Here is a 19795-nt window from a genome sequence, read left to right on the forward strand (position 1 = left end):
TCCCCATGACATCTGCGGACCATCTCGCCGAGCAGCTCGACTTCCACTGGACGCACTTCCTGCGCCCGCGCCTCGACGGACTCACCGACGGCGAGTACTTCTGGCAACCGGTGCCGAACTGCTGGACCGTGCACCCGGACGGGTCGGTCGACTTCGCCTACCCCGAACCCGACCCGCCGCCGTTCACGACCATCGGTTGGCGGCTCGCGCACGTCATCGTCGGCGTGCTGGCCGTGCGCAACCACCACCACTTCGGCGCACCGGAGGCCGGCTACGACACCTGGCGCTACGCCACTGACGCCGCGACCGCGCTGCGCCAACTCGACGAGCAGTACCGCATCTGGAACGCCGGCGTGCGCGGCCTGTCCGACGACGATCTCGATCGGCCCTGCGGACAGGCCGAAGGACCGTACGCCCAGTACCCGATGACCGACCTGGTCCTGCACATCAACCGCGAGACCATCCACCACGGCGCCGAAATCGCTTGTATCCGAGATCTTTACCGCCACACCAACACGAAGGGTAAGTAACCATGCCAGGAATGCCGCCACCGGCCGCCGACGAACGCCAGAGTCTCCTCGAGTTCCTGGCGTTCCAGCAGAACGCCTTCTACGCCGCCGCCTACGGGTTGACCGACGAGCAGGCGCGCTCCACGCCGTCGGTCAGCGCGCTGTCGATCGGAGGGCTGGTCAAACACGCCGCAGGCGTGCAGAAGGGCTGGGTGCAGCGTGCGGCCTGCGCACCGGACTTCCCACCCAAGGACGACCGTCCGATGGAGGAGATCGTCGCCGAGTACGGCGAGCAGTACGTCATGCGCGACGACGAGACGCTCGAGCAACTGCTCGCCGCATTCGAACAGCAGAACGCCGAGTCGCTGCGGGTGTTCGGGGAGGCCGACCTCGACACCCCGGTGCCGGTCCCGCCCGACGTGCCGTGGTTCCCGCAGGACCTGGACCACTGGACCGTGCGCTGGGTGATCCTGCACCTGATCGAGGAGCTGTCGCGCCACGCCGGGCATGCCGACATCATTCGCGAATCGCTCGACGGCGCAACGATGTACGAGTTGCTGGCCGCTCGTGAAGAATGGCCCGAGACCGACTGGATCAAGCGCTGGAAGCCGGCCGCCGCCGAGGGCTGATCCGGCGCTACCCCCGCCCCTCGCCGCGCGTGAGCGCCCATGGTCGCTACGCCGGGCGTTTGACGACCATGGCTTCTCGCTCACGCTGTGCCCAAGCTCGGCGAACCCGGTCGACGACGTCGCGCGCCGAGTCTTCATTGATGACGCGTACGTGGATCCACCCCAACTCGATGAGCGCCCGCAGCCGCCTGACGTCCCATGCATACTGCGCGCGGTCCGTGCGGTGCTGGTCGCCGTCGTACTCGACCGCGATCTTGACTTTGGGCCAGCCCATGTCGAGGTAGGCGAACGGATACCCGTCGGCGTGGTGAACGGGGATCTGAGTCTGCGGCCGCGGGAAACCGGAGTCCACGAGCAGAAGGCGCAGCCACGACTCCTTCGGCGACTGAGCGCCGCCGTCCATCAGCTCGAACGCCTCGCGGCACTGCGCCACCCTTTTCGCACCGGCATAGCGCTCGGCGAGCGCGACGGCGTCCACCTTGCGCAGTCGAGTCGCGGCGACCAACGCGTCAAGGTGCGTGACGGCGCTGACGCGGGACTGGTGGCGAGCCAGGTCGAGCGCCACGCGCGCAGGCGTCGCGACAGACATGCCGTCGATATCGCACATTTCATCGTCGGCGATGCGCTCGCGCCGGGTGACGATGCCCTCGGGAGCCCGGTTGTTCGGCCAGAGCATTTCGATCGGCGCCTGCTCGTCGACCCATTTCGCGCCGTGCAGCGCAGCCGCCGCCCGACCTGTGATTACTGCCCGGCGCCCGGACCACAGCCACGCGCCAACGCTTCTGTCCCGCAGCGTCGGCACGTCGTCGCGTGGTACGTACACGTCGGGGTAGAGCGCGCGATACCGCCAACGCAAACGCGCCCGCGTGATATGCCCCGTTGCGACGGCCTCTGAGCCGAGAACGATCTCCCCCACACCGGAAGCATGGTCGACGCCGCGCAATGCACCGGGCCGTGAGCGCTCATGGCTGTGAATAACCTCGCGCAACGACCATGAACGCTCGCTCGGGCCGCTAGGGCCGCGAGCACCTCACTGTGAGCCGGTCCACACGTTTTCAGACTCTAAGAAATCTTTGAGACACTGGCCGCTATGAATACCACGCGAAAGACTCAGCACCGCGAGGTAGCCAAATTGGACCGGGTCCCACTCCCGGTCGAAGCTGCCCGCATCGGAGCGACGGGCTGGCAGATCACGCGCACGGGCGCGCGGGTCGTCTCCACGATGGCTTCCAAGGGCTCGCTGCAACAGAAGATCGTCAAGCAGGTCCCGCAAGCGTTCGCCGACCTGGGCCCGACGTACGTCAAGTTCGGCCAGATCATCGCGTCGAGCCCCGGAGCGTTCGGCGAGCCGCTGTCCAAGGAGTTCCGCAGCCTGCTCGACCGCGTGCCGCCGGCCGACGAGAAGGAGATCCACAAGCTGTTCGTCGAGGACCTCGGCGACGAACCGGCGAACCTGTTCAAGAGCTTCGACGAGAAGCCCTTCGCCTCCGCCTCGATCGCGCAGGTGCACTACGCGACGCTGCACACCGGCGAGGAGGTCGTCGTCAAGATCCAGCGCCCCGGCATCCGCCGCCGCGTCGCCGCCGACCTGCAGATCCTCAAGCGCGGCGCGCGCCTGGTGGAGTTCGCCAAGCTGGGCCAGCGTCTGTCCGCGCAGAATGTGGTCGCCGACTTCGCCGACAACCTCGCCGAGGAGCTCGACTTCCGGCTCGAGGCGCAGTCGATGGACGCCTGGGTGGCCCACATGCACGCCTCGCCGCTGGGCCGCAACATCCGGGTGCCGCAGGTCTACTGGGACCTCACCAGCGAGCGGGTGCTGACCATGGAGCGCATCCAGGGCACCCGCATCGACGACGTCAAAGCCATCCGTCAGAAGGGCTTCGACGGCACCGACCTGGTCAAGGCGCTGCTGTTCAGCCTCTTCGAGGGCGGGCTGCGTCACGGCCTGTTCCACGGCGACCTGCACGCCGGCAACCTCTACGTCGACGACGACGGCAAGATCGTCTTCTTCGACTTCGGAATCATGGGCCGCATCGACCCGCGCACACGGTGGCTGCTCAGAGAGCTGGTCCATGCGCTGCTCGTCAAGAAGGACCACGCCGCGGCGGGCAAGATCGTCGTGCTGATGGGCGCCGTCGGCACCGTGAAGCCCGAGGCGCAGGCCGCCAAGGACCTGGAGAAGTTCGCCACGCCGCTGACGATGTCGACGCTGGGTGACATGAGCTATGCCGACATCGGCAAGCAGCTCTCGACGCTGGCCGAGGCCTACGACGTGAAGCTGCCGCGGGAGCTGGTGCTCATCGGCAAGCAGTTCCTCTACGTCGAGCGCTACATGAAGCTGCTGGCGCCGAAGTGGCAGATGATGAGTGACCCGCAGCTGACCGGGTACTTCGCGAACTTCATGGTGGAGGTCACCCGCGAACACAAAGAGCATCACACCGATGAGCTGGAGGTCTGAGTTGCAGGTCCGTGAGGGCAAGGCGCCGTCCGGGGAGCTGCAGATCCACTACGAGGACATGGGCGACCCCGACCACCCGGCGGTGCTGCTCATCATGGGTCTCGGCGCGCAGTTGCTGTTCTGGCGGGACGGCTTCTGCCGCAAGCTCGTCGACCAGGGCCTGCGGGTGATCCGCTTCGACAACCGCGACGTCGGGCTGTCGAGCTACTTCGACGGGCATCGTCCCAGAGGGTCGCGGGTCGGCAACATGGCGCGCTCGCTGCTTGGCCGCAAGAGCCCGTCGCTGTACACCCTCGAGGACATGGCCGACGACGCCGCCGCGCTGCTCGATCACCTCGACATCGACCGCGCGCACGTCGTGGGCGGTTCGATGGGCGGCATGATCGCCCAGATCTTCGCCGCGCGGCACGCCCACCGCACCCACACGCTCGGCGTCATCTTCTCGTCCAATAATCAGCCACTGCTGCCGCCGCCGGGTCCGCAACAGCTGCTGGCGGTGATCACCGGCCCGTCGCCGAAGGCTCCCCGCGAAGAGATCATCGAGAACTCGATCCGCGTGAGCCGGATCATCGGCAGCCCCGCCTACCCGGCGACCGAGGAGACGTTGCGCGCCGACGCGGTCGCGTTCTACGAGCGCGCGTTCAATCCGCATGGCATCGCACGGCAGTTCAACGCCATCACCGGCAGCGGCAGCCTGCGCAAGTACAACCGGCAGACAACTGCACCGACGGTCGTCATCCACGGCAAGGCCGACAAGCTGATGCGGCCCTCCGGCGGCAAAGCCATCGCCAAGGCTGTCCCGAACTCGCGGCTGGTGCTGTTCGACGGCATGGGCCACGAACTGCCCGAACCGCTGTGGGACGACATCGTGGGCGTGCTGAAGTCGCACTTCGGTGCCGCCACGTGACCCCACGCTGCAAGACTCTCGATTCGTTACCCAAGCCCTCGACCACGTAGATTCACACCGTTATGGCTACCGCGCGCAAACTGACCCCGCATTTCGCCGACGTGCAGGCGCACTACGACCTGTCCGACGAGTTCTTCGAGCTCTGGCTGGACCCCAGCCAGACCTACAGCTGCGCCTACTTCGAGCGTGACGACATGACCCTGGAGGAGGCGCAGCTCGCCAAGGTCGACCTGGCGCTCGGCAAGCTCGGCCTCGAGCCGGGGATGACGCTGCTCGACGTCGGCTGCGGCTGGGGTTCGACGATGCTGCGGGCGATCGAGCGCTACGACGTCAACGTCGTCGGCCTGACCCTGAGCGAGAACCAGTACGCCCGCGTCGAGCAGCGGCTGGCCGACTCGAAGAGCCCGCGCGACAAGCGGGTGCTGCTGCGGGGCTGGGAGGAGTTCGACGAACCGGTCGACCGCATCGTGTCGATCGGCGCGTTCGAGCACTTCGGCAAGGACCGTTGGGACGACTTCTTCGCGATGGCCCACCGGGTGCTGCCGGACGACGGCGTCATGCTGCTGCACACCATCACCGCGCTGACGCTGCCGCAGATGACCGAACGCGGTATGCCGCTGACGTTCTCGGTGGCGCGGTTCGTCAAGTTCATCCTGACCGAGATCTTCCCCGGCGGATACCTCCCGACCATCGAACTGGTCGGCGAGCACGCCGCCGAGGCCGGCTTCACCCTGACCCGCGAGCAGTCCCTGCAACCGCACTACGCCCGCACGCTGGACTGCTGGGCGGCAGCGCTCGAAGAGCACCGCGACGAGGCGATCGCGGTGCAGTCCGAAGAGGTCTACGACCGCTACATGCACTACCTCACCGGTTGCGCGCACGGCTTCCGCGTCGGATACATCGACGTCAACCAGTTCACGCTGCAGAAGTCGGCGCCATGACCGGCCTGACGCCGCACTTCGACGACGTCCAGTCGCACTACGACCTCTCCGACGACTTCTACCGGCTGTTCCTGGACCCCACCCAGACCTACAGCTGCGCCTACTTCGAGCGCGACGACATGACGCTGCACGAGGCTCAGCTCGCCAAGATCGACCTGTCGCTGGGCAAGCTGGATCTGCAGGCGGGTATGACGCTGCTCGACATCGGCTGCGGCTGGGGCGCGACGATGGCGCGTGCGGTCCAGGATCACGGCGTCGACGTCGTGGGCCTGACGCTCTCGGAGAACCAGCATGAGCATGTGCAGAAGAGGTTCGCGACGATGGACGGCCCCCAGTCCAAGCGGGTGCTGCTGCAGGGCTGGGAGCAGTTCGACGAGCCCGTCGACCGCATTGTGTCGATCGGCGCCTTCGAACACTTCGGCGCCGACCGCTGGAACGACTTCTTCGCAATGGCGCACCGGGCGCTGCCTGCAGACGGCGTCATGCTGCTGCACACCATCACCCGATTGCCGCTGGCCGAACTCGAGGGCCGCAACATCCCGCTGTCGATGGACGCCGCGCGGTTCGCCAGCTTCATCGCCAAAAAGATCTTCCCGGGCGGGCAGCTACCGACGATCGAGGCGGTCCGGGAACACGCCGCCGACAGCGGTTTCACCGTCACCCGTGTCCAGTCCTTGCAGCTGCACTACGCCCGGACGCTCGACATCTGGGCCGATGGCCTCCAGGAACGCCGGGACGAGGCCATCGCCATCCAGTCCCAAGAGGTCTACGACCGTTATATGAAGTACCTGACCGGCTGCGCGGACATGTTCCGGCGCGGCTACATCGACGTCAACCAGTTCACGCTCGCCAAGTAGGGCGCGCGGCGAATTGGAGTGGACGACCCGCTAAACGCTAGGGTGTACGACCAGATCAACACGTGATGATCGGTTCATCACGTCCGCGAGAACCCCGAGGGAAACATGTCTGACAACTCCACCGGCACGAAGGATATGACTCCTCATTTCGAGGACATCCAGGCGCACTACGACCTGTCGGACGACTTCTTCGGTGTGTTCCAGGACCCGACGCGCAAGTACAGCTGCGCCTACTTCACCGGTCCCGACGCCACGCTGTCCGAGGCCCAGATCGCCAACGTCGACCAGCACCTCGACAAGCTCGACCTGCGGCCGGGGATGACGCTGCTCGAGGTGGGCTGCGGCTGGGGCCTGACGTTGCAGCGCGCTATCGAGAAGTACGACGTCAACGTCATCGGCCTGACGCTGAGCAAGAACCAGAAGGCCTACTGCGATCAGCTGCTGAGCAAGCTCGACACCGAGCGCACGTTCGACGTCCGACTGGAGGGCTGGGAGCAGTTCCACTCCCCCGTCGACCGCATCGTGTCGATCGAGGCGTTCGAGCACTTCGGCTTCGAGCGCTACGACGACTTCTTCAAGATGTGCTTCGAGGTGCTGCCCGAGGACGGCCGGATGACGATCCAGAGCAGCGTCGGCTACCACCCCTACGACCTGGCCGCCCGCGGCAAGAAGCTGACCTTCGAGCTGGCCCGCTTCATCAAGTTCATGATCACCGAGATCTTCCCGGGCGGGCGGCTGCCCACCACCCAGATGATGATCGAGCACGGTGAGAAGGCCGGCTTCCAGGTGCCCGAGGCCATGTCGCTGCGCAACCACTACATCAAGACGCTCGGCATCTGGGCCGACCGCCTCGAGCGCAGCAAGGACACCGCAATCGCGGCCACCGACGAGCAGACCTACGAGAACTACATGCGCTACCTCAAGGGCTGCCAGTTCTACTTCATCGACGAGAGCATCGACGTCAGCCTCGTCACCTATCTCAAGCCGGCCATCGCGGCCTGATCTGAAGAAGCGAATCCCCCCGCGCACCTGGAGCGGGGGGACTCTGCTTGATCGTCAGGCGGCGGCTTGCTCGTCACCTGGCGACTCGGTGGATTCCTCGGCAGCCGGCGCAGGCCCGGGGTCGCCCACTGAAACCTGCTGGTCGGCGCCCTGCTCACCCTCGGCGCTTTCGGGCTGGCCGGGTGAGAAGCTCAGTGACACGCTGCCGCCGTCGGCGTCGATCGTGCCGTCTTCCTGATCTTCGATCCGCGCGTCCGGCTGTTCGTTCAGGGCCTCATTGGCGAGCTCCTCGATCTCCTGGCCGTCGATCTCGTTCTGAAGCTCCTCGACCTCCAGGCCCAGCCCCTCAGACGGTTGCTCTTCGCCGCCACCTTCGGCGTCTTGCCCGACCAGCTGCTGATCAACGACATTCAGATCCCCGAGCTGCTGACCGCTGGGCTCGCCCTGAGATTGCAGCTCCTCGACACCACCGCCGCTCTGCTGCAACTCCCCCTGCGGTTGCGAGTCGAGTTCGGCCGCGGTTGCCGAGAAGGAAGCCAATTCCGTGGTGCCCGACGGCGGCGCGATCATCATCGACCCGCCGCCGAACGCGTTCTCGACGCCCTCGACGACCGCCTCGACGAGGTCCACACCGACCTGGAGCCAATTCTGGAACGGGTTGAACGGCAGGATCGACAGGTACCGAGTCTGGTCGGGATCACCGCTCCAGTCGTAGCCCAAGTTGATCAAAACCCTGAGCACCGGCGACACCAGTTCGACGATCGGCTGGACCAGGGGTCGGAGCTGCTCCGGGATCAGCGAGGTGAGCAGGTTCATGATCGGCAGGCTCTTGGCCGGGATCATGTAGTACTCGTTGCCCTCGCTTCCGAGCCGGCAGTAGTCGCCGGGGCAGCCGGTCGCGAGGATGTCGGCGATCTCCTGTTCGGTGTAGCCGTAGGCGATCGAGTCGGTCGGACCGTTGCCGTTCGGCGTCAGGTAGAACCCGTGCACGTTGTCGAATGCAGCGACCGCGTTGAGCATCGCCAGCGGATTGCCCCAGTAGTGCGGGGCATACATCACCGGGTCGAACTCGAAGCCGATGCCGAACATCTCCACGCCGGTGTCGACGGGCGTGGCGGGGCCGAACGTGACGTCGAGGAACGGGATCGTCGGCAGGAAGCCGAGCCGGGTGAAGATGCCGCCGTCGGGGTTGTAGGCGTTGCCGATCATCACGACTGTGTCGATCTTGTCCAGCAACGCCGGGTTGTCTTGCTGGATGCGGCGCAACGTGTTGGAGACGACGGCGCCGCCCTGCGAGTACCCGAGCACCAGCAGTTCGGGGTCCACGGTGTTCTCGACGCCGGTGTACAGCCCGTCGACGCCCGCACCCACCGAGGCGTTCCACGTCTCGCACCGGCCGGGCTCACACCAGCCGTCGAAAATGACCAGCGGGAAGAACGACGCCGGGTAGTCGATGCCGTCCAGCAGGCAGCCATTGTCGGAGGTGCACGCCGGGTTGAACGGGAAGCTGTAGCGGTCGACGAAGTTCTGCCGGTAGTCCGCGACGACGTTCGCGTCGGGGGTGCCGGTGCCCGGGACGATCAACGCGGTCGCGGCCAGGCTAATCGCCGAGAAAACCGCGGCGATCGCGGCGAGGACGGCTGTGCTCAGCGCGCTGAGGATGAACAGGAAGGTGATGCGGACGGCCTGACGCATCCGTCAACCTTCACATATCGACAAGGCCATTTTCGGGAGAACTGTCGGATTGTCCCGACCGTGTTCGTCGATCGGATAAGAGTGGGACGCAAGGGTCCGCTCGCTACTGGAAAGGTCTCTCATGCACTACTTTGCGCTGTTGCTCGGCCCGCAGTCGACCGACGAACCCGACGCCGCCACCCAGGCCGAGATCATGGCGGCTACTACGTTCTGGAGGCCGACATTCTCGACGACGCGCTGAAAGTCGCCTCGGCAATCCCGGCCTGCCGCGAAGGCGCTGTCGAACTGTGGCCGATGGTCGGGTGGGAGGGCCCGACGGCGCCCGTCGGCAGCGACTGGTTCGCGCTGCTGCTGGAACCGCCCGACCACGAGTGCACCCCCGACACCGCCGAGTGGGAGAGTGATCGCCTCGACGATCCCGGCGACGACGGTCGAGGTGCACCGCCTGGCGGGCGTGTCGGGTGACCTCACGGTCGCCGAGGATCCGCGGTTGGCCCGGTCCAACACGGTCGCCACCATCCGCGCCGACCTGCTCCGCCGCGCGGGCCGCGTCACCGAGGCCGCGCACTGGTACGGAACTGCTCTGCAGCACAACGGTTCCGAGCCTGCCCGACGGTTCCTGGCCCGCCGCGTCGCGGAGTGCGGCGGCTGACCGACCACGCTTGCGGGGCCGAGGGGGTACATTTCTCGGCGTATGCAATCGGGTGGGGTCGATTCTTCGGGGGTGGTGCACCGCTCTGCCGTACGGCGCGCGGTGGATAACTTCCTGCAATCGGCCGAACGCCAACCCAGCGGGCTCGTCATCGAGGGTGAAGCAGGCATCGGCAAGACCACCGTCTGGTTGGACGCCCTCGACCGGGCTCGGCGACGCGGTTTCCGCGTGCTCTCGGCGAGGATGGGACCCACCGACTTCGTTCTCCCGTTCGCGGCGCTGGCCGACCTGCTCTCCGTCGTGGAGCCGGAATTAGCCGCGCAGCTCTCCGACACGCAACGCCTCGCGATCGACCGAGTTCTGCTGCGAGACAGCGCCGACGGCCCCGCGACCAACGAGCACACCGTGGCGGCGGCGATAGCGGTGCTGCTCAACATGATCGCGGCGGACAGCCCACTGATCGTCGCGGTCGACAACGTGCACTGGCTGGACCCGTCCAGTCGAGTGGTGCTCGCGTTCGCGGTCCGGCACCTCGACGGCCGCGTCGGAATGCTGGTGACCGAGCGGTGTGATCCCGATCGTGATGCAGCGGCGTGGCTGCAGCTGAGCAGACCGGGCGGTATGGACCGCATAGAGGTTGGTCGGTTGAGCCTGGGCGGTCTGCACGCGATCATCTCGAAGCGCCTCGGCAGATCCTTCTCGCGGCCGGTGATGACCCGCATCGCGAACATCTCCGGCGGCAATCCCTTCTATGCGCTCGAGCTTGCCCGCGCCATCGATCTCGGCGCCGGCGGCGCCCAACCGGTCTTACCCACCACGCTTGCCGAGTTGATGCGGATGCGCATCGGCGATCTCGACAGCGCGTCGGGTGACGCGCTGTTGGCGGCGGCCTCGGTCCCCAACCCGACGATCGAGTTGGTGGCGACGGTGCTGGGCATGTCGCAGGAGCGCACCGTCGAGCTTCTCGAGGAGTCGGAGGACAAGGGCATCGTCACGATCGCGGGCAACCTCGTGCGGTTCTCCCATCCGCTGTTGGCGCAGAGCATCTACAGCGAGGCCAAACCCGCGCGCCGGCGCGCGGTGCACCGGCGGCTGGCCGACGTCCAGCTGATGCCCGAGTTGAGGGCGCGACACATGGCGCTGGCGGCCGCCACGGCGGACTCCGCGACGCTCGACGCGCTCGACGATGCCGCCGATACGGCCTGCGCGCGCGGCGCACCGGCCGCCGCGGCCGAACTGCTTGATCTGGCGATGTCGCTAGGCGGTGACACGCCCGTGCGCCGGGTGCGCGCCGCCGAACACCACTTCCGAGCGGGTGACGCCGACCGCGCCCGCGGACTGCTGGAACCGACGATCGACGGGCTGGAGCCTGGCGTGTTGCGCAGCGTGGCGTGCAACCTGATGGCGGGAATCCAGGCGAACGGCGACCGCTTCGTCGAGGCCGGTGCTTTCCTCGAGGGCGCACTCGCCGATGCCCAGGGTCATCCCGGTCTGCAGGCCCGCACGCTGATGTCGCTGGCGTTCGTCCAAGCGATGACGGGCGAGTTCGACGCGGGACTGAGCAGCGCGCGGCAAGCCGTGGAGTACGCCGAGCAGGACGGTTCGGCGTCGCTGCTCAGCCAGGCCCTGGCGACGCTCGTCAACACGCAGTTTCACCTCGGGCAGGGAGTCGACGAGGCCACACTCCAGAGAGCGCTGGAACTCGAAGATCCCGCCGCCGAGGTTCCGATCTCCTTCTCGGCCAGTGCCATTCACGCGCTGACCAACGCCTGGACCGGCCGACTCGGCACCGCGGCCAGGCAGATGGCCGTGCTGCGGGAGCGATGTGTGGAACGGGGCGCCGAGGTCGATCTGATGGCCATCACCGGTTTCTGCACGCTGATCGCAATCTGGCGCGGCGACTTCACCGAAGCAGCCGTGCTGGCCGACGAAACCAGGGAGCGTGCCGAGCAGGTCGGCGGCTCACTGGCGGTCTCCCTGGCGGTGCGCGCCGCCGTGGCGGCGTATTCCGGACGCGAGGCCGACGCTCGTGCCGATGCCGCTGCGGCGCTGCGCATCGCCGAGGATTGCGGGTCGGCGCGGCTGGCCGAGTGGCCGATCATGACGCTCGGGTTCCTCGAGGTGTCGCTCGGCAGGTATGAACAGGCCCTGACGACACTGCAGCCGATGCTCGACGGGCTGGCGGAGCGTCCCGGCATCGAGATCATGACCGGAGCGTTCCTCGCCGACGCGGTCGAGGCGATGATCGCGCTGGGGCGTCACTCCGACGCCGAACCGCTCATCGAAGCGTTGGAGCGCACCGGCACTCGGCTGTCCCGGCAGTGGATGATCGCGGTCGGCGCACGCTGCCGCAGCATGTGGCTGGCCGCCACCGGAGACGTGCCGCGGGCACTGACCGTCGTCCAGGACGCCCTGGTGGACCATGCGAAGGTGCCGATGCCGTTCGAATGTGCCCGCACGCAACTGCTTTTGGGTCAGCTCGAGCGGCGGCAACGCCACAAAGAGGGCGCCGTCGCGACCTTGCGGGCCGCGCTGCAGGCATTCGAGAACATGGGAACACCCCTGTGGGCCGATCGGGCGCGTGCCGAGCTGGCACGGGTGAACGTCGCGCCGACGCGCGACATGTCGCTGACTCACACCGAGCAGCGGGTGGCGCAGTTGGCGGCCGCCGGCAAGACGAACCGCGACCTCGCGGCGGCTCTGTTCGTGAGCCCGAAAACCGTTGAGGCACATCTCAGCCGGATCTACCGCAAACTCGGGATCGGCTCGCGCGCGGAGCTGGGACGGGTGATCGGCAACGCCGATTCCTCGTCGTAGGGCGTGACGGCGTTGGGCGTCTTGGCACTGGGTGCCGACAGCGACTGCCCGCACTAGATAACGCAATAATCACGAATTCGTAGGGAAACACCCGATTCATCGCGGGAGACAAATAGCTACCGTTCCAGCATGGAAGCGGTTGGGGACTCCGCCTGCTACCTGGCGGAATGGTACCTGCCGGAGCTCAGCGAGAAGTGCGTCGACGACCTCGTCGCGCGGGTGGATGCCGCCGCTGCCAGCGCCGCCGAGGCCGGTGAGTCCGTTCGACTGCTGGCCACCTTGTCGGTTCCGACCGACGAAGTGCTCTACGGCGTGTTCGGAGCCGACTCCCAGGAGGTCGTGTCGCGGACCTGCTCGGCGGCCGGCGCACCGCATCATCGGTTGTCCGCGCATATCGGCACCCGCATTCGGGAGCTACATCCATGAGTTTGCCAATCCGCCGCCTCGGCAACTGATTTCGCGACGCTAAGCATCGGCCTGCCTGCGCCGGCCCGTCCACGGTACCCGTTTGAGCAATAACGATGTATGGTCGGGTTTGCTGCTGACGAGGGGGTCACTGGCTTTGGGGGTTATCGAACGGCCGGCCGAATACCGGGCCGTCACCGATGTTCTGTCGGCCGCGATGTCGCGGCCGGCGGCAGTCGTCATCGAGGGCGAGGCAGGCGTCGGCAAGACGACGCTGTGGCTGGCCGGCGTTTCCGAGGCCCGCGACCGCGGATTCCGGGTGCTCTCGGCGCGCAGCGGTGAGGCCGAGACCGCCTTCGCCTACGCTGCGGTGGCCGACCTGCTCTACGACGTCGAACCGGCCCTGCTGACGGACCTGCCCGACCTGCAGCGCCTCGCCGTCGATCGGGTGCTGCTGCGGGCCGACGGGGAGGGACCGCCGACCGATCAGGGCGTCGTGGCAGCCGCGCTGGCCGCGGTCATCGAACTGCTGGCCGCCAGGTCGCCGGTGCTGGTGGCACTCGACGACGTGCAGTGGCTCGACCCGTCGAGCCAGGCCGTGGTGGCCGCGGCGGCCAAGCGGCTCACGGGGCGGGTGGGCATGTTGCTCACCGAGCGGACCGAACACGAGGGGCCGGGTGCGGCGCAGTGGCTGCAGCCGGGAGGAGGCGGCGAGGAGATCGGCCGGATCCGCGTCGGCCCGCTCAGCCTCGGCGCGCTGCACGCGTTGATCTCGGCGCGGCTCGGCCGCTCGTTCTCCCGACCGACGATGGTGCGCATCCGCGACATCTCCGGCGGCAACCCGTTCTACGCGTTGGAGTTGGCTCGCACCATTGAGGCGGGTGCTTCGGAGGCGGTGCTGCCCGCCACCCTTGCCGAGCTGATGCGCCGACGAATCGGACGGCTGGACAGCGGGACCCAGACGCTGCTATTGGCCGCGGCGTGTGCCGCGGCGCCCACCCCCGACCTGCTCGCCCGCGTCACCGACACCACCGTGGAGCGCGTCGTGGAACGGCTCGGCGAGGCGGAAGCCAAGGGCATCATCACTATCGAGGGCGGCCCCGAGGGCGGCATTGTGTGTTTCACGCACCCGTTGTTGGCGCGCAGCGTGTACACCGACGCGATGCGACATGAGCGACGCGCGATGCACCGCTCGCTCGCCGAGGCGGTGGAGCTTCCGGAATTGCGGGCCAGGCACATGGCCCTGGCCGCCTCGAGCGCCGACCCGACGACGCTGAAGGCGCTCGACACCGCGGCCGACACCGCACGAACGAGGGGTGCGCCGGCCGCCGGCGCCGAATTGATCGAACTGGCAATCGGTTTGGGCGGCGACACCTCGAAGCGACGGATCCGGGCTGCGGAGTACCACCTGCAGGCGGGTGACCTCGGACGTGCGCGACGGCTGCTCGACGGGCTGCTCGGCCGGCTGGGGCCCGGGTCGGACCGGGCCAGGGCGTTGATCCTGCTGGCGCAGAAGCGTATTCATCACAACGACTTCGGCGAGGCGGTGCGCCTGCTGGAGGAATCCCTCGAGAACGCCTTACACAGCGCCGAGCTCCGCATCCACACGCTGCTGTGGTTGTCCTGCGCGCAATTGAACGCCGGTGATTTGTTGGCCGCACTGCAGAATGCAGAGCGCGCGGTCACCCAGGCCGAGGACGTCGACGACCCCAACCTGATCAGCCACGCGCTGGGGCTGCGGGCCAGCGTGGCGTTCATGTGTGGGCGCGGCGTCGATCTTGTCAGCCTGCGTCGTGCGGTCGCATTGGAAGATCCGAACAGCGACGCGCCCTTCACCTTCCGAGCCAGCGCGAACAGTGCCCTGCTGTTGTCGTGGTCGGGGCGGCTCGATGAAGCATGCAAACAGCTCACCGACGAGCGACGGCGCTGTGTGGATCGCGGTGCCGAAACCGACGTCCTTTTCGTGGCTCTGTTCATGGTGATCACCGAAATCTGGCGAGGCGAGTACGTCGAGGCAGCGCGCATCGCCGAGGAGATGAAGGAGCGGGCGCAACAACTCGGTGGTGAACACATGCAGGTGCTCGCGATGACCGTGAAGACCGTCGTCGCCTCCTATGCGGGCCGCGAGGAGGAGACGCGCAGCACGGCGGTCGCGGCGATCGAGCGCGCCCATCGCTGTGGTTCGCCGCGGCTGACGGAGTGGGCGGTGATCAGCGTGGGCTTCCTGGAGGTGTCGCTCGGCCGTCATGAACAGGCGCTGCAGGCCCTGCAGCCGCTGCTCGATGTCTTCGGGTTCATCCCGGGGACCGAAATCGTCACGGCGGGTTACATTCCCGATGCGGTCGAGGCGATGATCGCGCTGGGGCGGGCGGCCGAAGCCGAACCGTTGATCGAGGCACTGGAGACAAACGGGCGCATGGTCGATCGGCCGTGGATGTTGGCGACGGGTGCGCGGTGTCGCAGCTTGTGGTTGGCCGCGCGCGGACAGGTGACCACCGCCGCGGAGATGGCGGAGCAGGCGCTCGTTCACCATGAGCGGCTGCCGATGCCGTTCGAGCGGGCCCGCACCCTGCTGGTGCTCGGTCAGTTGCGGCGCAGGCAGCGCCAGAAGGAGACCGCCCGGGCGACGCTCGCCGAGGCGCTGGAGGTCTTCGAGACGTTGGGCGCGTCGCTGTGGGCGGACCGAGCGCGGGCGGAATTGGATCGCGTCGGCTTGTCCTCGACGGACGAGTGGGGTCTGACGCCTTCCGAGCAGCGGGTGGCCGAGCTCGCGGCCACGGGCATGACGACGCGCGACGTCGCGTCGGCGCTGTTCATCAGCCCCAAGACGGTCGAGTCCAACCTGGCGAAGGTGTATCGCAAGCTGGGGATCAGGTCGCGCGCCGAACTGGGCCGGGTGATGAGCGAGGGCTGATGATGGCGGACCTGGCCGTGGCCTCCGCCGGATTTCACCGCGGCGGGTGGGAGCGGACCGTAGGCTGTGGCCGGGAGCGAGTCGACTTGGGGGGCTTGATGAGATCGTCGCTGCGGGCCAATAGGGTCATCGCGGCCATGGTGGCTGTTGTGCTGGGGCTCGGGATGGCGGCGTGCGGTTCCGACGACGAGACGGCAACGTCGTCGCCATCACCGCAGACGACCGGCGCGCCGACTTCTGCTCCTGAGCAGGCCGCTCCGGAGATGACGATCGCCGAGTACATCCAGCGGAACAACATCACGGAGACGCCGGTTCGCCGCGGCGACCCCGGGGCGCCCACAATCGAATTACCGGTGCCGCCGGGGTGGCGAGACGCGAACACTCGCGCTCCCGAAGGTGCCTACACGGCAATGGATTACGCGGATCCGGCCGGGGCGGCCGACACGGGCACGATCATCGCGTACGTCTCCAAGCTGACCGGGAATGTGGACCCTGCCAAGATCCTCGAGTACGCCCCCGCCGAGATCCAGCGGCTGCCGGGCTACGAGGGCCCGAAGGTCGGCGGGCCGACCAAGGTGGGCGGATATGACACGACGCAGATCGGTGGCGCATACACCAAACTCGGTGCCAAACGAGCCATCGGTCAGATGACCACGGTGATCCCCGCCCAGGACGGTACGTACGTCCTCCAATTGAATGCCGAGAGTCCCGGCACGCCGGAGCAGGTTCAGGCTCTGACCCTTGCGACGGCCTTCCTGGCCCAGCAGGCCAAGGTCACGCCGTAGCGTGCGCCCCTGCTCGAACCATAGGGAAACGCCCTATTCCTATTGCACCACTCGCCTGCGAAGCTACTTGCGGAAGAAACTCAAATTTGGGGGAATCATGACTGGTGCTTCGGGTACTGCCGCCCGCTTTCGACTTGCCGTAGCAGCGTCGGCTGTCGCGGCCGCTGCCACGCTTGCGCCGGCGGCGGTCGCTTATGGGAGCCCACTGACGCCGGCGCCGCTGGCCTCGATCGGATCGACGCTTGGCGGCGACACCGTCGCTGCCTGCGACCCGAGCATCTCGCTTTGCGCCCCTGAAGTGGCGTCCATCGTGGGTGACTCGAGCCTCGCGGCCGCCCAGAGCCCGTTCCAGAACTCGCTGTTTTGGTTCGGCCCGGCCAACCCGAACTTCGTGCCGCTGTTCGGCATCGTCTTCCCCAACTTCTTCGGGCTCAACTTCGAAGCCTGCATACTGGGCGGCGCCATCCACCTGTCGCCCTACGGCGGAGGGTTCATCGGCCTCGGCGCCGGCTGCTGACCGAAGAGGGCTGACGGTAGGAAATCAGGTCACGTCAGCAAAGCGCTAGGTGATGAGCGCGAACCGAGTTGATTCGCATTCTGGTATTGCAGGCCTTCACGGTCCACTCTTCAACCGCGCGCGCCACACGAGGCGAGCACAACGCGCCCGACCTGCTAGCCTCGCTCGTCGCGCCGCATTTAATCCACCGTCAATATTTGGATCGGTGGTTGACAGCGTGTCGGAAGTCTGCGAGGCTCACAGTTAACTCTGGGAGGGGGGAATTTGATGTCTACTAGTGCATCGAAAATTCGTATGGTCACTGCGGCCACCGCTGTCGCGGCCGCTGCTACTCTTGCGCCTGCGGCGGTAGCACATGCGAGCCCACTGACGCCGGCACCGCTGGCCTCGATCGGTTCGACGCTGGGCGGCGACACCGTCGCTGCCTGCGACCCGAGCATCTCGCTTTGCGCCCCTGAAGTGGCGTCCATCGTGGGTGACTCGAGCCTCGCGGCCGCCCAGAGCCCGTTCCAGAACTCGCTGTTTTGGTTCGGCCCGGCCAACCCGAACTTCGTGCCGCTGTTCGGCATCGTCTTCCCCAACTTCTTCGGGCTCAACTTCGAAGCCTGCATACTGGGCGGCGCCATCCACCTGTCGCCCTACGGCGGAGGGTTCATCGGCCTCGGCGCCGGCTGCTGACCCGGCAACAGCCCACCAAGCGGTTGCTGTTTCACGCCAGATCACTGTTGTTGTCGGGTCTGCGACGTGCTGCCCGAAATCGAGGACGGAATCATCCCTAGGTGCCGAACTTTTCGCGACGCCCGTTCCGACGGACGCCAGACGGTGATGACGCACCGATCGACAGGGAGTACGACAGCGAGACCCGCGTAAGTCGGCTCCGCGAGGCGCTCAGCCGACGAGAGGTGAAGTTCGGCGGCGTACTGCTGTTATTGATTGTCGTCGGTTTGGGTTGCTGGCTCGGTATTGCTGCCTTTCAGGCGAAGTCAGGACTCGAACAAGCCCGCAGTAGCGCGCAACAGGCGAAAGACGCGCTACTGCAGGCAGACACCGCCGAGGCGTCAAGGTATGCAGACGAAGCCCGGTCTCAAGCGCAATCGGCACGCGACGCGACGCACTCACTGCCGTGGAGCATCGCAGCGGTGGTTCCGTGGCTGGGTAGCCCCTTCAAAACGGGCCAGCAGATCTCCGATGTCGTGCTCGGCTTAGCGGCCGACGTGCTGCAGCCGTCGGCGAATGTCAGCGCGGCGCTTTCTCCAGACCGGCTGCTTCATGACGGGCGAGTTGACGTACAGCTGCTTCGTGAGAACGAACCGGCACTCAGCCAGATAGCGGACAGCGCGAACAGGCTCGACGCTAAGGCCGAAGCTATATCGGATCCGACATATCTATCGCTGATCCGCGATGCGCGCTTAGAACTTCAGAATCAGACGCTCGAAGTTACGGCGTTACTTGAAAACACCGCGCTGGCCGCGCAATTGGCTCCGTCGATGATGGGCGCCGACGGCCCGCGGACATACTTCATGGCTTTTCAAACGAACGCAGAACTGCGCGGCACCGGTGGATTGTTGGGCGGGTTCGGGATCCTGCGAATGGACAACGGCAAGCCGACCGTTGAGAACCTCGCTCCGAACACCGAACTAAGAGGATTATCAGCGCCCGTCGATCTCGGGCCGGAATTCGTGAAGCAGTACGGCCAGAGCTCTCCCTTCTCCGATTTCCGGAACAGCAACCAAAGCTCGCATTTCCCCTACGCTGCGCAGATTTGGCGAGCGATGTGGGCGCAGGAGTCCGGCATGAGCGTCGATGGCGTGATCGCCATCGACCCAGTCGCTCTGAGCTACATCCTGGGCGCGGTTGGCCCAGTGAGGATGCCCGATGGCGAGGTGGTCACGCAGGACAACGTCGTCGAACTGACCGAGTCCACTGCTTACGCTCGCTTTCCAACGGATCAAGTCGCACGAAAGCAATATCTTCAGGACATCGCTAATGAAGTCGTGAAGACGACCACGGGGCCAGTAAAATCGCCGAGTAAGTTGCTCGATGCCCTCGGCAAGGCCGCTGGTGAACGGCGCATCGCGGTGTGGAGTTCGTCGCCGACAGAACAGAAGCTTCTCGAGGAGACAACGCTCGCCCACGTGGTTCCCGACGATTCCACACCCTACGCAGAAGTCGTGATCAACAACCTGGGCGGAAACAAGCTCGACTACTACCTCCAAACAAAAATCGAGTACGCGGCCGACGGTTGCGACGGTGAAAAGAGAATGTCCACCGTCACTGTAAGGATGACCAACACACTGCGAGATGGGCGACCACTATCGGACTATGTGGCGTCCGCAGGCGGCCTGCCGGCTGAAGTTCAGAACACAGTGCCGAAGGGCGTAATGATTTCCTCGGTTCGTCTCCTAGCGACGACAGGCGCGACATTGGTGAGCGCAATCGCCGATGGCCGGCGAGTTACGGTCTTCCCCGGCACGGAACGCGGTCACCCAACCTTCGAGGCGCAGGTCGCCGTTCCGCCGGGGCAGTCCGGTGTATTGACTTTCCACCTCTCTGAGCCGACCGCTCCAGGCGCTCCGCGCGTCCCGGTTCAGCCGTTGCGGGAGACCGTCGCGCCGACAGTTTCGGTACCCGAATGCTCAGAATGAACGTGAAGGTGTGATATGTGTGGGCATGCGACGCGGCGCCATGGGTGCACGAATTCGCCGCA

16 protein-coding genes and 1 pseudogene are annotated in these 19795 nt (G+C 66.5%); 15 read left to right on the plus strand and 2 right to left on the minus strand.

Annotated elements, in window-relative coordinates; translation table 11 throughout:
* Positions 1–5: 5 nt before the first annotated feature.
* Positions 6–530, plus strand: coding sequence for a DinB family protein (locus tag K3G64_RS04415; RefSeq protein WP_238889274.1), 525 nt, complete (start codon positions 6–8; stop codon positions 528–530).
* Between the two features lie 2 nt (positions 531–532).
* Positions 533–1138, plus strand: coding sequence for a DinB family protein (locus K3G64_RS04420; protein ID WP_238889276.1), 606 nt, complete (start codon positions 533–535; stop codon positions 1136–1138).
* Positions 1139–1184: 46 nt separating this feature from the next.
* Here K3G64_RS04420 and K3G64_RS04425 read toward each other — a convergent pair whose 3' ends face one another.
* Positions 1185–2054, minus strand: a complete 870-nt coding sequence (locus K3G64_RS04425; RefSeq protein WP_238889278.1) for a type IV toxin-antitoxin system AbiEi family antitoxin — start codon at positions 2052–2054, stop codon at positions 1185–1187.
* Between the two features lie 174 nt (positions 2055–2228).
* On the opposite strand from K3G64_RS04425, the gene K3G64_RS04430 reads away from it, so the two are divergent.
* The 5 genes from K3G64_RS04430 to K3G64_RS04450 all read left to right on the plus strand — a co-directional run bounded on the left by K3G64_RS04430 (position 2229) and on the right by K3G64_RS04450 (position 7303).
* On the plus strand, positions 2229–3596 hold the full coding sequence (locus K3G64_RS04430; protein ID WP_238889280.1) for an ABC1 kinase family protein: 1368 nt from the start codon (positions 2229–2231) through the stop codon (positions 3594–3596).
* A gap of 1 nt (position 3597) precedes the next feature.
* Positions 3598–4503: an alpha/beta fold hydrolase gene (locus K3G64_RS04435; RefSeq protein ID WP_238950403.1), complete on the plus strand. Its 906-nt coding sequence runs from the start codon at positions 3598–3600 to the stop codon at positions 4501–4503.
* Positions 4504–4565: 62 nt separating this feature from the next.
* Complete coding sequence (locus K3G64_RS04440) at positions 4566–5444, plus strand: cyclopropane mycolic acid synthase family methyltransferase (protein ID WP_238889282.1); 879 nt, start codon at positions 4566–4568, stop codon at positions 5442–5444.
* On the plus strand, positions 5441–6301 hold the full coding sequence (locus K3G64_RS04445; protein WP_238889284.1) for a cyclopropane mycolic acid synthase family methyltransferase: 861 nt from the start codon (positions 5441–5443) through the stop codon (positions 6299–6301). Before K3G64_RS04440 ends, K3G64_RS04445 begins: the two co-directional genes overlap by 4 nt.
* A gap of 105 nt (positions 6302–6406) precedes the next feature.
* Positions 6407–7303, plus strand: coding sequence for a cyclopropane mycolic acid synthase family methyltransferase (locus K3G64_RS04450; RefSeq protein WP_238889286.1), 897 nt, complete (start codon positions 6407–6409; stop codon positions 7301–7303).
* Positions 7304–7357: 54 nt separating this feature from the next.
* Here K3G64_RS04450 and K3G64_RS04455 read toward each other — a convergent pair whose 3' ends face one another.
* A complete protein-coding gene (locus K3G64_RS04455) occupies positions 7358–8998 on the minus strand; it encodes a PE-PPE domain-containing protein (RefSeq protein WP_238889288.1) in 1641 nt (546 codons plus the stop codon).
* A 472-nt stretch (positions 8999–9470) separates the two neighbouring features.
* Between K3G64_RS04455 and K3G64_RS04460 the strand changes: the two are divergent.
* The 8 genes and pseudogenes from K3G64_RS04460 to K3G64_RS04495 all read left to right on the plus strand — a co-directional run.
* A pseudogene (locus tag K3G64_RS04460) lies at positions 9471–9650 on the plus strand (RNA polymerase subunit sigma-24); the annotation flags it as partial.
* Between the two features lie 72 nt (positions 9651–9722).
* The gene (locus K3G64_RS04465; protein WP_370647097.1) at positions 9723–12467 is read left to right on the plus strand and encodes a helix-turn-helix transcriptional regulator; all 2745 of its coding nucleotides are present in this window, start codon (positions 9723–9725) and stop codon (positions 12465–12467) included.
* A gap of 129 nt (positions 12468–12596) precedes the next feature.
* Positions 12597–12893, plus strand: a complete 297-nt coding sequence (locus K3G64_RS04470) for a hypothetical protein (protein WP_238889291.1) — start codon at positions 12597–12599, stop codon at positions 12891–12893.
* Between the two features lie 82 nt (positions 12894–12975).
* A complete protein-coding gene (locus K3G64_RS04475) occupies positions 12976–15786 on the plus strand; it encodes a helix-turn-helix transcriptional regulator (RefSeq protein ID WP_370647098.1) in 2811 nt (936 codons plus the stop codon).
* A 98-nt stretch (positions 15787–15884) separates the two neighbouring features.
* Entirely contained in the window at positions 15885–16571 is a 687-nt protein-coding gene (locus K3G64_RS04480) for an LpqN/LpqT family lipoprotein (RefSeq protein ID WP_238889293.1), read from the plus strand.
* A gap of 97 nt (positions 16572–16668) precedes the next feature.
* Positions 16669–17088: a hypothetical protein gene (locus K3G64_RS04485; protein ID WP_238889295.1), complete on the plus strand. Its 420-nt coding sequence runs from the start codon at positions 16669–16671 to the stop codon at positions 17086–17088.
* 471 nt (positions 17089–17559) lie between these two features.
* Positions 17560–17766, plus strand: a complete 207-nt coding sequence (locus tag K3G64_RS04490; protein ID WP_238889297.1) for a hypothetical protein — start codon at positions 17560–17562, stop codon at positions 17764–17766.
* A 224-nt stretch (positions 17767–17990) separates the two neighbouring features.
* The gene (locus K3G64_RS04495) at positions 17991–19733 is read left to right on the plus strand and encodes a DUF4012 domain-containing protein (protein ID WP_238889299.1); all 1743 of its coding nucleotides are present in this window, start codon (positions 17991–17993) and stop codon (positions 19731–19733) included.
* Positions 19734–19795: the final 62 nt, after the last annotated feature.

Source organism: Mycobacterium sp. IDR2000157661 (genome assembly GCF_022317005.1).
Taxonomy (GTDB): domain Bacteria; phylum Actinomycetota; class Actinomycetes; order Mycobacteriales; family Mycobacteriaceae; genus Mycobacterium.

Coding starts and splice junctions, on each gene's coding strand:
- K3G64_RS04415 (WP_238889274.1), top strand. CDS start 6: ATGACATCTGCGGACCATCTCGCCGAGCAGCTCGACTTCCACTGGACG.
- K3G64_RS04420 (WP_238889276.1), top strand. CDS start 533: ATGCCAGGAATGCCGCCACCGGCCGCCGACGAACGCCAGAGTCTCCTC.
- K3G64_RS04430 (WP_238889280.1), top strand. CDS start 2,229: ATGAATACCACGCGAAAGACTCAGCACCGCGAGGTAGCCAAATTGGAC.
- K3G64_RS04440 (WP_238889282.1), top strand. CDS start 4,566: ATGGCTACCGCGCGCAAACTGACCCCGCATTTCGCCGACGTGCAGGCG.
- K3G64_RS04445 (WP_238889284.1), top strand. CDS start 5,441: ATGACCGGCCTGACGCCGCACTTCGACGACGTCCAGTCGCACTACGAC.
- K3G64_RS04450 (WP_238889286.1), top strand. CDS start 6,407: ATGTCTGACAACTCCACCGGCACGAAGGATATGACTCCTCATTTCGAG.
- K3G64_RS04455 (WP_238889288.1), bottom strand. CDS start 8,998: ATGCGTCAGGCCGTCCGCATCACCTTCCTGTTCATCCTCAGCGCGCTG.
- K3G64_RS04470 (WP_238889291.1), top strand. CDS start 12,597: ATGGAAGCGGTTGGGGACTCCGCCTGCTACCTGGCGGAATGGTACCTG.
- K3G64_RS04480 (WP_238889293.1), top strand. CDS start 15,885: ATGAGATCGTCGCTGCGGGCCAATAGGGTCATCGCGGCCATGGTGGCT.
- K3G64_RS04485 (WP_238889295.1), top strand. CDS start 16,669: ATGACTGGTGCTTCGGGTACTGCCGCCCGCTTTCGACTTGCCGTAGCA.